We start from the raw sequence: 14,172 nt of genomic DNA on the forward strand, positions 1-14,172 counted from the left end.
CGCGCCGGCGCGGGGCCCGTCGGCGTTCAGCCCTCCGCGCCCTCCCCGGCGTGCTGCTCGCGCAGCAGGGCGCCCGCCTGGTTACCGTCCGGCTCCCGGGCGAGCGCGTCCAGCATCGTGTCGACCTTCTCCTCCCCCTGCCGCGGCGGCAGGAGCGGCACGTCCGGGTCGACGACGGCCTCGACCACGACCGGACGGTCGGCCGCGAGCGCCCGCGACCACGCCTCGCCGACGTCGGCCGGGTCCTCGACGCGGATCCCCTCGAGGCCGAGCAGGCGCGCGTAGCCGGCGTACGGGAAGTCGGGCACGGTCTGCGAGGTGGGGTACCGGGGGTCGCCCTCCATCTCGCGCTGCTCCCAGCTCACCTCGGCGAGGTCGCCGTTGTGCAGCACGAGGACGACGAACCGCGGGTCCGCCCAGTCGCGCCAGCGGTGCGCGACGGTGATGAGCTCCGAGAGCCCGTTCATCTGCATCGCACCGTCGCCCGCGAGCGCGACGACCGGCCGGTCCGGATGGAGCAGCTTGGCCGCGATCCCGTACGGCATGGCCGACCCCATGGAGGCGAGCGTGCTCGACAGGTGCGCGGGGACGCCGTCGGGCAGGCGGAGGAAGCGCGCGTACCAGTAGGTCACGGACCCGACGTCGACGGCGACCTGGGCGTCGGCGGGCAGGCGCGCCGACAGCTCGTCCACGACGTGCTGCGGGTTGAGCCGGTCCGGGCGCTGCGCGACGCGGCCGGCCGCGACGTCGCGCCACCCGGCGACGAACCCCTCGACCTGGTCGCGCCACCCGGCCCGCTGTCCGAGCAGGGGCAGCAGGGCGTCGAGCGTCGCGGCGGCGTCGCCGACGAGCGGGACCTCGACCGGGAACTTCGTGCCGATGTTGCGGCCGGTCACGTCGATCTGCACGGCGCGGGCCTGGCCGGGCGCCGGGTAGTACTCGGTCCACGGGTCGTTGCTGCCGACGACGAGCAGGGTGTCGCAGCCCGCCATGAGGTCGGCCGACGCCGTCGTGCCCAGGTGTCCCATGACACCGCAGTGGTACGGCAGGGCCTCGTCCAGCAGCGGCTTGCCGAGGAGCGACGTCGTCAGGCCGCCGCCCAGGCGCTCGACGAGCTCGCGCACCTGCGGCTCGGCGCCCTCGGCGCCCTGGCCCACGAGGACGGCGAGACGCTCGCCCGCGCCGAGCAGGTCGGCCGCCGCCCGCAGCGCGCTCTCGTCCGGCACGGCCCGCGGGCGGGCGTACGCGGTGGATGACCGGATCACGCCGTGGGCCTGCTGGTCCTCGTCGGGGGCCTCCGCCTGCTGCACGTCGTGCGGCACGACGACGCACACGGGGCTCGACGTGGCCAGGGCGGTGCGGAACGCGTCGTCGACGACGTGCGGCAGCTGCTCCGGGGAGACTGCGGTCTGCACGTACTGCGCGCACACGTCCTTGAACAGGGTGTGCAGGTCCACCTCCTGCTGGTACCCGGCGCCGAGCGCGCTCGTCACCACCTGCCCGACGATCGCGACGACGGGCTTGCGGTCGAGCTTGGCGTCGTAGAGGCCCTCGAGCAGGTGGATCGCTCCGGGGCCCTGCGTCGCGAGGCACACGCCGACGCCTCCCCCGTACTTGGCGTGACCGGTCGCCATGAAGGCCGCCATCTCCTCGTGGCGAGCCGTCACGAGCTCGACCTGGTCCTCGTGCCTGCGCAGGGCGGCCAGGAGCGGGTCGATGCCGTCGCCCGCGTACCCGAAGACGCGGGTCACGCCCCAGTCGGTCAGTCGTTCGACGAGTCGGTCTGCCACGGTGGAGGTCATGCGCGCTCCCAGGGTCGGCCGGCGCACGGCCGCGGCGTCGGCTCCACCGGGGTGCGCCCGCTGACCATCGTGGGTGGGTGCCGGGGCACTCGCACGCGCGCCGGGCGGCGGCTCGGGCGGTGGCTCAGGCGGCAGCTCAGGCCGTGGCGACGCAGTCCTGGCTGAACGTGTTCCACCAGCGGCCGGCGCGCTCGACCCACAGCGAGCTGACGTACATCGCCTCGGGTGCGCCGCCGCCGGCGGGTTCGTAGTCGGCGCGGTAGCAGAGCAGCACCGAGTCGGGCGCGACCTCGATCACCCGCTCCTGGCTGATCCGGTAGGCGCCGACGGTCGGGCCGTCGGCGAGCTCGGCGGCGTGCTCGTCGCGCGTCGCGAACCCCTCGGGGTACAGGCCGACGAAGTCGTCGGAGAGCAGCGCGCGGTCGGCGTCGGGGTCGCCCGCGGCCAGGGCCTCCCAGACCCGGGTCTCGAGGGCGACGAAGAAGTCGGTGGTGCGGTCGGGCATGGGGTCCTCCTGCGGTACGGCCGGGGCCTGCGTCTGCTGCCATCATGGGGCCATGACGGACGGTGGCGGGGACCGGGACGTCGTCCGGCTCATGAACGACTACGCCGCACGGTGGCCCCTGTGGGTCCGGTTCGGGGGGACCCGACGGTCGGACTGGGACGTCTCCGCCGACCTCGCCGACCGCCTCGAGGCCTGGGCCGCGGTGTTCGACGAGCACTACCACTGGGAGACCGGCTGGCCGGACGCGCGGATCCGCGAGACCCAGCGCGCCGAGGGGGCCGAGCTCGCCCGCCTCCTCCAGGCCGGGCTGGGCGCCGGGTGGGAGGTTCGGTACGAGTTCTGGGAAGAGAACGTCTCCCCGCAGCCCTGACGCCACGGCCCCCGATAGCGTTCCCGCACGTCACCGCCGACCGAGGGAACCTCATGCACGCCGACCGCTACGACGGCTCTCGCGGCTCCGTACACCCCCGACACCCCGCGCTGGAGATGCTCTGGGAGACCGCCGAGCCCACCCACGTGCTCGCCACCCGGTTCGGGCACGACGACGGCGACGCCGCCCGCACCTGGCTCACCGGCCTCGTGGGTGAGCACTGGGGCATCGAGGTGCTCGCCTGCCACCGCATCGTCATGAGCGACTGCAACGCGCTGGCCTGGCTGGACACGTCGTCGGGCAGGGTGGTGGCGAAGTGGTCGGTGGCGCGCGACCGGTTCGCGCGCCTCGCCGCGCTCACGGACCTCACCGCCTGGCTCGCCGCGCAGGGGCAGCCGGTCTCGGCGCCGGTGACCGCCCCGTCGGGCCGCACGCACCTCACCACCGACGGCGTCCTCCTCGCGCTGCAGCGCGAGATCGACGCGTCGCCGCTCGAGGTGTCGGACCTCGGCGCGGTGCACGACGCCGGGGCGGTGCTCGCCCGCCTGCACCGGGAGCTCGCGGCCTACCCGGAGACCGGGCGGGTCCGCGACGTGACACCGGATCCCGGCCCGTCGACGGTGGAGCGCGTCACCGCCTGGTTCGCGACCCCGCCGCCGCACGTGCCGGTTCCCCTGCTCGACGCGCTGCGCCGTCGGCTCGACGACGCGCCCGCCGCGCCCGTGCCCGTCCAGCTGCTGCACGGCGACGTCCGCGCGGCGAACCTGCTGTGCGCGCAGGGGCGCGTGCGCGCCGTCATCGACCTGGAGGAGGCGCGGTTCGACACCGCGGTGGACGAGCTGGCGCGCGGCGCCGTCATGCTCGGCACGAAGTACCACCGGTGGGGGCCCGTCAGCCCGCACGTCCGCGCGACGTTCCGTGCGGGCTACGAGACCGAGCGGCCGCTCGCCCCCGAGGAGGCGCGGTGGTGGGACGTGCTGGTCGGGGCGTACTCGCTGCTCATGATCCCGCCTGCCGAGGACCCGACCGGCTGGCGGGGCGCGGCGGAGGTCGAGCTGCTCGGGGCGTAGGGGCCTCGTCGTGCTCACAGGGGTCCCAGGGCGTCGCCGGGGTCGGCGTCGAGGCCGAGCGTCTCCAGCACACGCAGGAGGCTGCGCTCCTCGTAGCGGAAGTGGCTCTCCATGATCGCGGCGATGCCCTCGAGGTGGGCCGCGAGCGCCTCCGGCGGCTGGGCCGCCGACACCGCCGCCTCCAGGCCGCCGACGAGGTGGCCGATCATCGAGTGGTCCTGCCGCAGCGCGCGCAGGGTCCCGGCCAGCTCGGGGTGCGCGGCCGCGACCGCGGGGAAGAGCTCGCGGTCCTCGCCCTCGTGGTGCCGGGTCAGGGCCGTGCAGAAGCCGTGGCAGAACAGGAGGAGCTCCCGGGTCGCGGGGCTCGCGGGTTCGCCGGAGGCGAGCGCCTCCCGCGTGATCGTCAGGGCGTCGCGCAGGCGTGCGTGCACCCTGCGCAGCTCGGTACTCCAGGCCACCAGCCTGGTCGTCTCGCCCTCAGTCACGTGAGGGCGAAGGGGTCAGCGAGGTCATCGCCGTCTCCTTCGGGTCCCGCGCCTCCATGCCTGACACGGTCTGCCACCGGCACGCGACGCTGCGGCGAGGCTAGCAGGTGGCCTACGCTGCCCGGCGTGACGTCCTCCGAGCACCTGGCGACGGTCCGCGCCGACTACGACGCCAGGGCGGCCGAGTACACCGCGTTCATCGGCGACGCGTACGCGTCCGCACCGCTCAGCCATGCGCTGGTGCGGACGTTCGCCGACCTCGTCCGACAGGGCGGCGGCGGCCCCGTGGCCGACGTCGGCTGCGGCCCGGGCCACGTGACCGCCGCCCTGCGGGAGCTCGGCGTCGAAGCGTTCGGCGTCGACCTCTCGCCGGAGCTGGTCGCGACGGCGCGTGCCGCCCACCCCGGCGTCCGGTTCGACGTCGGCGACCTGGGCGCGCTCGACGTCGCGACGGGCAGCCTCGCCGGGGTGCTGGCGAACTACTCCGTCATCCACACCCCGCCCGAGGTGCTGCCGACCGTGCTCACCGAGCTCGGCCGGGTCCTGGCGCCGGGCGGTCACCTGCTCGTCGCGTTCCAGGCCCTGGCCGACGACGAGGGCACGGCCGAGGCGTTCGACCACACGGTCTCGCCCGCGTGGCGGTACTCCGGCGCCCATGTCGCCGGTCTGCTGCGTGAGGCCGGGGTGGACGAGGTCGCCCGCCTGGTGATCGCGCCGCGCGAGGACCCCCGGCGCGGGTTCCCGCAGGTACACCTCCTGGGCCGGCGGGTCGGCGCCTGAGCCGCGCACACCGGTGCGGCCGGCGGGGAGCCCGCCGACCGCACCGTCCGTGACCGCTGCCGTCAGGCGGCGTCCTCGACGAACAGCCGCGGCAGGAAGTCGATGAGCGACTTCTGCCAGACGTCCCAGCTGTGCGGGCCGGGGACGATGGGCGCGAACTCGTGGTTCACGCCGCGGTCCTCCATGGCCGTGACGAGCTGGATCGTCGCTCCGTAGGTGAAGTCCTGCCGGTCACCGGAGTAGACCCGCAGCAGCTTCGTGCCCGCGTTGATGGCGTCGACGTCCGCGTTCGCCGGCGGAGCACCGAACGCCGACATGGCGCCGATGTACCCGAACTCACCCGGGTGCGCCCAGAGGGTGCTGAGCGTGTGCCCCGAGCCCATGGACAGGCCGGCCAGCGCGCGCCGGTCGCCCTCGGAGCTGATGTTGAGCTGCTCCTCGGCGGCCGGGACGATCCGCGTGGTGACCTCCGTGGGGAAGTCCACGCCGTTGCCGTTGGCCATGACGACCACCATCGGCACGATGGTGCCGTTCCGGTAGTGGTTGTCGAGGATGCGCTGGGCGTGGCCCACCTCGATCCAGTCGGTCCACGTCTGCCCGCCACCGTGCTGCAGGTAGAACACCGGGTACGGCTCGGCCCGGTCCGGGTCGTAGTCCGGCGGCGTCCAGACGTACGCCGACCGCTCCGTACCGCCGCCCGCCGTGCTCGGGTAGCTCAGGACGCTGACCTCGCCCCGGTCCTCCTCCGGCACCTCGGCCGTGTACCGACCGCGGAGCGTGTCGCCCTCGACGGTGAACGTGCTCCACGTCGGCTCCGAGGTCACCGTGGTGGGGTTGCTCGGGTCCTTGAGGTCCACGCCGTCGACCACGAACTTGTAGTAGTACGAGCCGCCCTCGACCGCGAGGGAGAGCCGCCACGACCCGTCGTCCTGCCGGACCATGTGCGTCCGCGGCCAGCTGCCGGCCGGGCCGAAGTTGCCCCAGACGGTCACGTTGTTCGCGTCCGGGGCGACCTCGGGGCCGAGCTCGAGGGTGACGACGCCGTTCTCGTCGATCCACGGCGTCGGCGTCGTGCCCGGCGCCGGGAGCTCGTGCTCCACGAACGGCAGGTGACCCTCGCTCGGGCCGTCGTCGACGCCCTCCCGGAAGATGCGCCCGGCGAAGTCGTGCACGGCCTTCTGCCAGGTGTGCCAGGTACCGCCCGTGGCCGGGTCCGACCCGTCGGACTGGAAGTCCACGCCCGCCCCCGCCAGCTTCTCGGCGAGCGCGACGGTGGCGTCGTAGCCCGGGTCGGTGACGTTGCCCGCGTAGAGGCGGAGGACGTCGACCGAGCCGTTGATCTGCTTCGCCTTGCCCTTCGGGATCGCCTTGTCGAAGCCGCCGGAGAACGACCCGACGTTGCCGAAGTCGCGCGGCTTGGCGACCACGGCCTCCAGGGCCTGCTCCGCGCCGCTGCCGATGCCCGCGATCGCACGGCCGGTGCCCGTGCGGGACACGTGGTACGCGCGCTCGACGGCGGGCAGCAGGTCCTTCGTCACCCCGGCCGGACCGGGCTGCGCGGCGTCGGCCATGACGACGACCATCGGCTCGGCGTCGCCGTCGAGCGTGAGGTTGTCCATGATCTGGCCGAGCCGGCCCAGCTCCGCCCACTCGCGGAAGCCCTGGCCCTCGTCCTGCAGCAGGTAGAGCACCGGGTACGGCGCGGCGCGGTCGACGTCGTAGCCCGGCGGCGTCCACACGAGCGCCTCGCCCCGGTGCTTGGGGCCCTTGCCGTAGTCGAGCTGCGTGAGCTCGCCGCCGCCGGGCACGTCGGCGAGCCACTCGGCGCCCGGTCCGGGGACGAACAGGGTGCTGTAGGTGGGCTTCGACGTCACCTCCTGGGGCGCGTCCGGGTTCCGGAACGCGACGGTGTCCTGGTTCGCCGCCGGACGTGCGGCGTACTGGTAGTAGTAGAGGCCGGGCTCGAGGGGGCCGAGCGTGGCGGTCAGGTTCCCGCCCTCCTCCCCCATGTTGAGGTCGGTCCACGCCTTGCCCGGGCCGAAGGTGCCCTGCACGGCGACGGGGCCCGTCGAGAGTCCCGTCTCCTCGGCGACCGTCGCCCGGGGCACGGTGAAGCGGTAGACGTCCGAGACGGGGTTGTCGGGCACCTCGCCCACCCACGGGTCGCTGCTCACGGCGTCCGCCACCGCGGTCGGTGCGACCAGCAGGGTGCCTGCCATCGCGGCTCCTGCCACTGCCGCAGCCAGTCGTCGTCCTCGTCGAAACGGGCGGGTGGTGCGCGCCTGAGGTTGTCTCGCCATTGACCTTCCTCTCGTTCGAAATCGATGTCGTACGCCACGAGGACGGCCGCTCCGCCGTACCTCGCGCATGACAGGTGACCGCGTCGGCACCTGCCACGGGTGGTGCCCGAGCCGCGCTCGGCCTCGGGCAGTTCGTCGCGTCGGTCAGCCGGTGGTGCTCACGGCTTGCCGAGGTGAGGAATCCTGGCCGCGAGCAGAGCCTGCGCGGACGGGGTGGACCTTCGAGTCATCTGCGTGCTCCCTTGCACGAGTGCGTTCCGGTCGGGTCGAACTTTAACGATAAAGGAACTTTAACGATAAAGGTCGGCGCTGGCAAGGCCCTGCTCGCGCGCTCGCGGTCGCGGCACGGGAGCCGCTGGTACCGTGCGATCCCGCACCGTCGACCGCGCCCAGGGGGACCCGATGACCGAGATCCCGATCTCGACGTTCTTCTACGAGTACCGCGGCGAGCGGTACGAGCTCCACTCCGGCGGCAAGGACTACGCACGCGTCACGGTGGACGGCACACCGACGCCCGAGCGGTTTCCCGAGGCGCTCGAGTTCGGCACAGGCCCCCGGTCCCCCTGGGTGATGCTCCCGCGCAGCGTGTTCGACGTGGGGTACCGGCAGACCGTGCGAGGCCGGTGGCACGGCGCACCGGTGTCCGTGGTGTCCGTGGTGCGGCGCGGCCCGGACCGCGGGCTGATCACGGTGAGCTACGACGGCGCCGATCCGTCGGAGGCCGAGACCAGGGTTCTCGGGGAACCAGTACATGGGCTGGGAGGCCGTCGTCCCCGCGGCAGAGATCGAGGACATCACCGTCGAGACCACGCGGCAGGAGCTCCGCACGGACTGACCCGCACCGGCGGGCCACGTCGCGGCCGCAGACCCGTGCTAGTTTCGCCCCCGTGAGGTCACCCGAAGCATCCAGGTCAGGGCTGCCGGCGCTCCGGCAGCCCGAGATGCCCCGCTAGAGACCATCAGGTCCGACCACCCCTCCCCCGTGGCGAGGGGTCGCCGTCGTGCATCCGAAGGGCCCGTAGTGCCGCCGCAGGCCTACCTGTTCCCCCTCACCCTTCGGAGGCTCTCATGCCTGTCCTGCTGTACGTGCTCGCCGTCGCGGTGTTCGCGCAAGGCACGTCGGAGTTCGTCCTCGCCGGGCTGGTGCCCGGCATCTCCGCCGACCTCGGTGTTCCTGTCGCCCAGGCGGGCTGGCTGACCGCGGGCTTCGCGGTCGGGATGGTGGTGGGCGCGCCGCTCACGGCGGCGCTCGCCCGGCGCCTGTCGCCGCGCCTGACCCTCACCGCCTGCCTGCTGGTCTTCGTCGCCGCGCACGTCGTCGGCGCGCTGACGGACCAGCTCGCCGTCCTGTTCGCCGGCCGGGTCGTCGCCGCCCTGGCGAACGCGGGCTTCCTGGCGGTCGCCCTGTCGATTGTCACCCGGATCGTCCCGGTCGACCGGCAGGCCCGCGCGCTGGCCGCGGTCCTGGCGGGGACCACGCTCGCGCTCGTCGCCGGCGTTCCGGCCGGTGCGCTGCTCGGCGCGCTCTGGGGCTGGCGGTCCGCCCTGTGGGCGATCGCCGGGCTGGCGACGGTCGCGCTGGTCGCCGTCGCGGCCCTCACGCCGAGGCGGCCCGGTCCGGACGGGCCACGGGGCGACCTGCGGGTCGAGCTCAGCACGCTCCGGTCGCCGGTCCTGCGGCACAGCCTCGCGCTCGGCGTCCTCGTGAACGGCGCGACGTTCTGCGCCTTCACCTACGTCGCGCCCGTGGTGACCGACGCCGCGGGCCTCGCCCCCGTCGTCGTCCCCGCGGTGCTCGTGCTGTTCGGGCTGGGGGCCTTCGCGGGCGTGACCGCGGCGGGCCGGCTCGCCGGCACGCACGGCCGGCTCGTGCTGTGGGTGGGCACGCCCGCCCTCGTGGCGGGCTGGACCCTGTGGGCGACGCTCGCCGCCTCGCCGACGGCGGTGTGGGTGCTCGCCCCCGTGCAGGGTGCGCTGTCGTTCGGGGTCGGCGGCACGCTGATCGCCCGGACGATGGCGGCGGCCCACGGCGCCCCGACGCTGGGTGGGTCGTTCCCGACCGTCGCCCTCAACCTCGGGGCGCTGCTCGGGCCGGTGCTCGGCGGCTGGGCGCTCGGGCCGCTGGGGACCACCGGCCCGATGGTCGCCGGCGCGGCGCTGGCGGCCGGCGCCGCCCTGCTCTGGGCCGCGCCGGTGCTCGCGCGGCGATTTGTGCGCTGAGCGGTGGCCCGCGGCCGGGCTCCCGCCCGGCCGCGGGCGTGGCGATCAGCCCTGGCGGGTGGGGCGCACGACGATCTCGCCGATCTCGACGTCCCGCGGCTGCTCGACGGCGAACGCGACGGCCCGCGCGACGGCGTCCGGGTCGATGCCGAGCTCCGCCATGTTCCGCTGCACCTCCGCGCGGACCTCGGGCGCCATGTCCATGGAGTCCACCAGCTCGGTACGCACGTACCCGGGCGAGACCGCCGTGGTGCGCAGCACGCCGTCGGTCGACTCCTGCCGCAGCCCCTCCAGCAGGGTGCGCACGGCGTTCTTGGTCGCGGCGTAGAGCGCCTGGGTCGGCACGATCTTGAGGCCCGACGTCGACACCGTGGTCACCAGGTGCCCCTCGCCCTGCCGCCGGAACACCGGCAGGGGCGGCCGCGATGCCGTGGAGCACGCCGTTGAGGTTGACGTCGATCATGGCCTGCCAGCCGGCGACATCGAGGTCGGCAACAGGACTGAGCCTGCTGATGCCCGCGTTGCCGACCAGGACGTCGAGCCGCCCGAACTCCTCGACGGCACGACCCACCAGGGCCTCGAGGTCGGCGGAGCGGGTCACGTCGACCGCGAGCGCCGTCGCGCGCCCACCGCGCTCCCGGATCTGCCGGACGAGGTCGTCGAGCCGGTCGGTGCGCCGCGCGCCGAGCACCACGTGCGCGCCACGCTCGGCGAGCAGCGTGGCGGTGGCTGCCCCGATGCCGCTGCTCGCGCCGGTGATGGCTACGACCTTGCCCTGGATGCCTGCACTGTTCTGCGTCATGCCTCTGCCTCTCGATATAGTGGACACGTGTCCGCTTCTTCGAACGTAGCGGACACCTGTCCGCCTGTCGAGCGCATGTGACGAGGAGCAGATCGATGGCCCGCAAGGACGCCCTGGAGAACCGCGCCCGGATCATCGAGGTCGCTCGGCGGGAGGTCGCGGCCTCGGGGCCGACGGAGCTGAAGCTCAACGCGGTCGCCAAGGAGGCCGGCGTCGGGCAGGGCACGCTCTACCGGCACTTCCCCACCCGCGAGGCGCTGCTGGTGGAGGTGTACCGCCAGGAGGTCGACGAGCTCGTCGAGCTCGCGCCCCGGCTGCTCGAGACCCACGAACCCCTGGAGGCGCTCAGCCGGTGGTTCGACCGCGTCGTCGAGTACGCCCGCGTGAAGCGCGGCGTGCTCGCCGCGCTCGAGGCGTCGGTCTGGCGGGACCTCACGAACCACAGCCTCGGCCCCATCGGCGACACGATCACCCTGCTGCTCGACGCCGGGCGGGCGGCGGGCCAGGTCCGTGACGACGCCGACGCGTCGGACGTGATCGTGCTGATCGCCTACCTGTCGCGACTCAGCGACGACGAGTGGGAGCGGCGGGCGTACGGGCCGATGCGGATCGTGGTGGACGGGTTGCGGCGGGGGTGAGGGGAGCACCCCTGTGCCACCATCGACGAGATGGACATCAACTGGCTCGGCTTCGTCGGGGTCGTGGCGATCGCCTACGTGATTCCCGGACCGGACATGGCCGTCATCCTCCGGGCCGCGACCCGCGGGTGGCGTCCCGGTGGCGCCGCCGCCGTGGGCGCCCAGGCGGGACTGTGTGTCCACCTGGCCCTCGCGGTGGCCGGCCTGTCGGTCGTCCTGGCCCGCTACCCCGAGGCCCTCACCGCGCTCCGCATCGCCGGTGGGCTCTACCTGATGTACCTGGGCGGGCGGCTGATCCTGCCGACCCTGAGACGCGACCCGAAGGACGAGGAGACGAGCGACGACGCCTCGCCGCGATCAGCGTTCGGCCAGGCCCTGTTCACGAACCTGCTGAACCCCAAGGCCGTGCTGTTCTTCGCCGCGGTCCTGCCGCAGTTCCTGGTCACGGGTGACCAGGCCGCGGCGGTGTGGGCCCAGGTCCTGGCACTCGGCGCGCTCGACGTCCTCCTGGGCTTCGCGGTGTGGGCCCTCGTCGTCGGCCTGGGCGTCCGGCTGACGGCACTCCTGAAGCAGCGACGAGCCCGCCAGTGGTGGGATCGCGTCACCGGGACGGCCCTCGGGGTCGTGGGCGGCGGCCTGGTCCTGCGGCACTGAGGCCGTTCGGTCTGGGAGCGGCGGGCGTACGGACCGATGCGGATCGCGGTGGACGGGTTACGGCGGCTGAGGGGCGAGCCCTCGCGTCGCACGGTTCGCGGCGCTCACGCGGACGCGAACCAGTCCGTCCGCAGCACCGATCCGATCACGGCCGCCGAGACAGGTCAGTCGAGGCTCGCGGTCATCCTGATCGAGACGAGCAGCCCCGGTATCTCGGCGCCGAGCTTGGCGGCATAGCGCGTCGGCGGGTTCTCGGGGAACCAGCGGGCGTACTCCTCGTTCATCCCGTCGAAGTCACGCGGGTCGGCAAGCAGCACGCCGACCTCGACGACGTCGTCGAGGCTCCCGCCGCCGGCCCGCAGGACGGCCTCGCAGTTCGCCAGCGCCTGGCTGGTCTGGGCCTGGATGGTGTCACCCGCCAGCCGGCCGGTTCCCGGGTCGATCCCGGTGGTCCCGGAGACGAAGATCTGCGAGCCCGCCCGGACTCCCTGGCTGAACATCGGGGAACTCGGTGCGTTCGGTGTGCTGATCGTCTGTCGCGGCATGGCGCACCTCCTGCGTGATCGTCCCACCGATGCGAGCCTCGGGGAAGGGCACAGCCCGTCTGCAGCCGGTAGCGGCACGTGTCGGGCTCAGCGCTGCAGGACAACCGGCTCCCCCTGTCACGGCTCGGCGACGATGTCTGGGAACGGCGGGTGTACGGACGATGCGCTGCTCGAGGTCGAGGGCGTGGGTGGCGGTCGGGCCGGTCGGGCCTGAGGCAGCGCAGCTGCTGACCTCGATCCTTCGTGGGTGAGGTGAGTCAAGGCATAGGAAAGGTGCTCTGAACTGGCACGATACGTCTTGTCGAGGGACGTGTCGGGCTGAGGATCGGAGCACCTTTCTGGTGGGCGAGACTACCGCGTGGGATGCGCGTTTGGAACTGACCGCTGACGGTAAAGGGCTGGTCGCGAACGCGGGTGTGGTGCTGCTGCGTAAGACCGCCGACGCTGTCGGCCTGACCGCTCGGATCTCGGAGGTGTTCGGGCCGGGCAGGGTCGAGCGGATCTGCCGCGGGGCGGTGCTGGTGGGCGCGGCGTCCGCGATCGCTGCCGGGGCCAGAAACCTGTCCCAGGTCGAGCGGATGCTCGCTCATCACGTCGGCACGTTCGGGTCGTGCGGTTCGGACTCGACGCTGTGGCGGACCCTGGACTCCATCGACGAGCGGGCCCTGAAGCGACTGTCGCGCGCTCGGGCGAGAAGTCGTAGGACGCTGTGGCGGATGCTGGCCGCGCGGCCGGGTGGGTTGCCCTGGCTGCACGTCGGCGGCAAACGCCTTCACGGGTGGGTCGTGGTGGACCTGGATGCCACGATCGTGGGCTGCCACTCCCGTAAGCAGAACGCGACGGGGACCTACAAGGGCGGGTTCGGGCACCACCACCTCGGCGGGTGGATCGCGAACACCGGCGAGTCCCTGTCGATCCTGCCCCGACCGGGGAACGCGGGCAGCAATACCGCGACCGACCATGTCACCGTGCTGGACGAGGTCCTCGCGCAGATCCCTGACGAGGGCCGGCACTCCAAGCTGCTGGTGCGGATCGACGGCGCCGGCGCGTCCCACGACACGGTCAGCCACCTGGAACGGCTGGGCACCACCCGGCGCCGGGTGGCCTGGACGATCGGCTGGACCATCACCAGCGTTGAGGAGGCAGCGATCAAGGCTCTGCCGAGCGGGTATGGGTGCCCTACCTCGACCAGGACGGCACGATCGCCCCGCCCGTCGACTACGACGACGCGACCAGCGACGAGACCCACGGCTGCGGCGGGCCCGGGTCTGAGTACGGGCATGTCGCCGAGCTGACCGGGCTGGCGAAACGGCCCGGCTGGCCCGCGACCATGCGGCTGATCGTGCGCCGGGTCCCGATCGCACCACGCGACCAGGCCGCAGGGAAGGTCACCGCCCTGGAGAAAGCCACGAGCTGGAAGTACGCGATCACCGCGACCAACATCGGCCGGATGCGCGGCATCCCCGGGACGAACCAGCCGCAGTGGCTCGATGTCCTGCACCGTCACCACGCCGTCGTCGAAGACCACGTCCGGGCCGCGAAGACCACGGGCCTTGGCCTGCTGCCCTCCACCTCCTGGCGGATCAACACCGCCTGGATCCTGCTGACCGGCATCGCCCGTGACCTCGACGTCTGGACCCGGCTGCTCGCCTTCCACGACCACGAGCTCCTGGCGAAGGCCGAACCAGCCACGATGCGCGAGCTCGTCTACTGGCTGCCCGCCCGCCTGGCCCACCACGCCCGCAAAAGGTGGCTGCGCTTCGACCGCGACCACCCCCACACCCAGGGCCGCGGCAAAGTCTGGTCTACAGGAGCGCGGTTGGGGTGGCCTGACCTGCGTCTTTGCTGGTGAGACGGGATGCGCGGGTGCGTCCCGAGACAGGTTGGATCGGAGGTTCCTACGCCAGCCGCTGCCTACCTGCAGGAACACACCCGCGCTCATGTCATCGTCTCGCGCCACCGCCATGGTGTCCAAGCCCGTCTCATCCGACATCCTTCTGG

The 14,172-nt window shown here is 73.2% G+C and carries 14 protein-coding genes and 1 pseudogene; 9 read left to right on the forward strand and 6 right to left on the reverse strand.

Going from position 1 to position 14,172, the window contains the following annotated elements; translation table 11 throughout:
• Positions 1-26 precede the first annotated feature (26 nt).
• Both HLB15_RS09440 and HLB15_RS09445 read right to left on the reverse strand, forming a co-directional pair.
• Positions 27-1,802: a thiamine pyrophosphate-requiring protein gene (locus HLB15_RS09440; RefSeq protein WP_171105040.1), complete on the reverse strand. Its 1,776-nt coding sequence runs from the start codon at positions 1,800-1,802 to the stop codon at positions 27-29.
• Between the two features lie 136 nt (positions 1,803-1,938).
• The gene (locus HLB15_RS09445; protein ID WP_171105041.1) at positions 1,939-2,307 is read right to left on the reverse strand and encodes a nuclear transport factor 2 family protein; all 369 of its coding nucleotides are present in this window, start codon (positions 2,305-2,307) and stop codon (positions 1,939-1,941) included.
• 52 nt (positions 2,308-2,359) lie between these two features.
• Here HLB15_RS09445 and HLB15_RS09450 point away from each other — a divergent pair, with 52 nt between their 5' ends.
• Complete coding sequence (locus HLB15_RS09450) at positions 2,360-2,677, forward strand: immunity protein CdiI family protein (protein WP_171105042.1); 318 nt, start codon at positions 2,360-2,362, stop codon at positions 2,675-2,677.
• A 53-nt stretch (positions 2,678-2,730) separates the two neighbouring features.
• Complete coding sequence (locus tag HLB15_RS09455) at positions 2,731-3,747, forward strand: phosphotransferase enzyme family protein (RefSeq protein ID WP_171105043.1); 1,017 nt, start codon at positions 2,731-2,733, stop codon at positions 3,745-3,747.
• A 14-nt stretch (positions 3,748-3,761) separates the two neighbouring features.
• On the opposite strand, the gene HLB15_RS09460 is transcribed toward HLB15_RS09455, so the two are convergent.
• A complete protein-coding gene (locus HLB15_RS09460; RefSeq protein ID WP_229785318.1) occupies positions 3,762-4,205 on the reverse strand; it encodes a hemerythrin domain-containing protein in 444 nt (147 codons plus the stop codon).
• Between the two features lie 153 nt (positions 4,206-4,358).
• On the opposite strand from HLB15_RS09460, the gene HLB15_RS09465 reads away from it, so the two are divergent.
• Entirely contained in the window at positions 4,359-5,012 is a 654-nt protein-coding gene (locus HLB15_RS09465; RefSeq protein ID WP_171105045.1) for a class I SAM-dependent DNA methyltransferase, read from the forward strand.
• Between the two features lie 62 nt (positions 5,013-5,074).
• On the opposite strand, the gene HLB15_RS09470 is transcribed toward HLB15_RS09465, so the two are convergent.
• Positions 5,075-7,231: an alpha/beta hydrolase gene (locus HLB15_RS09470; RefSeq protein ID WP_171105046.1), complete on the reverse strand. Its 2,157-nt coding sequence runs from the start codon at positions 7,229-7,231 to the stop codon at positions 5,075-5,077.
• Positions 7,232-7,714: 483 nt separating this feature from the next.
• Between HLB15_RS09470 and HLB15_RS09475 the strand changes: the two genes are divergently transcribed.
• Positions 7,715-8,203: a hypothetical protein gene (locus HLB15_RS09475; RefSeq protein ID WP_171105047.1), complete on the forward strand. Its 489-nt coding sequence runs from the start codon at positions 7,715-7,717 to the stop codon at positions 8,201-8,203.
• Positions 8,204-8,380: 177 nt separating this feature from the next.
• On the forward strand, positions 8,381-9,532 hold the full coding sequence (locus HLB15_RS09480; RefSeq protein WP_171105048.1) for a Cmx/CmrA family chloramphenicol efflux MFS transporter: 1,152 nt from the start codon (positions 8,381-8,383) through the stop codon (positions 9,530-9,532).
• 45 nt (positions 9,533-9,577) lie between these two features.
• Here HLB15_RS09480 and HLB15_RS24980 read toward each other — a convergent pair.
• Positions 9,578-10,334: pseudogene (locus HLB15_RS24980) on the reverse strand (SDR family oxidoreductase).
• A 95-nt stretch (positions 10,335-10,429) separates the two neighbouring features.
• Here HLB15_RS24980 and HLB15_RS09490 point away from each other — a divergent pair.
• Together HLB15_RS09490 and HLB15_RS09495 are read left to right on the forward strand one after the other, a co-directional pair.
• Complete coding sequence (locus HLB15_RS09490; protein WP_171105049.1) at positions 10,430-10,972, forward strand: TetR/AcrR family transcriptional regulator; 543 nt, start codon at positions 10,430-10,432, stop codon at positions 10,970-10,972.
• A gap of 30 nt (positions 10,973-11,002) precedes the next feature.
• The gene (locus HLB15_RS09495; RefSeq protein WP_171105050.1) at positions 11,003-11,626 is read left to right on the forward strand and encodes a LysE family translocator; all 624 of its coding nucleotides are present in this window, start codon (positions 11,003-11,005) and stop codon (positions 11,624-11,626) included.
• Between the two features lie 164 nt (positions 11,627-11,790).
• Here HLB15_RS09495 and HLB15_RS09500 read toward each other — a convergent pair whose 3' ends face one another.
• Entirely contained in the window at positions 11,791-12,171 is a 381-nt protein-coding gene (locus tag HLB15_RS09500) for a RidA family protein (protein WP_171105051.1), read from the reverse strand.
• Between the two features lie 341 nt (positions 12,172-12,512).
• Here HLB15_RS09500 and HLB15_RS24525 point away from each other — a divergent pair, with 341 nt between their 5' ends.
• Entirely contained in the window at positions 12,513-13,466 is a 954-nt protein-coding gene (locus HLB15_RS24525; RefSeq protein ID WP_171105052.1) for a transposase, read from the forward strand.
• A 35-nt stretch (positions 13,467-13,501) separates the two neighbouring features.
• Complete coding sequence (locus HLB15_RS24530) at positions 13,502-14,023, forward strand: transposase (protein WP_171105053.1); 522 nt, start codon at positions 13,502-13,504, stop codon at positions 14,021-14,023.
• Positions 14,024-14,172 lie beyond the last annotated feature (149 nt).

The sequence above is a fragment of the Promicromonospora citrea genome (genome assembly GCF_013004695.1).
GTDB classification, from domain to species: Bacteria; Actinomycetota; Actinomycetes; order Actinomycetales; family Cellulomonadaceae; genus Promicromonospora; species Promicromonospora citrea.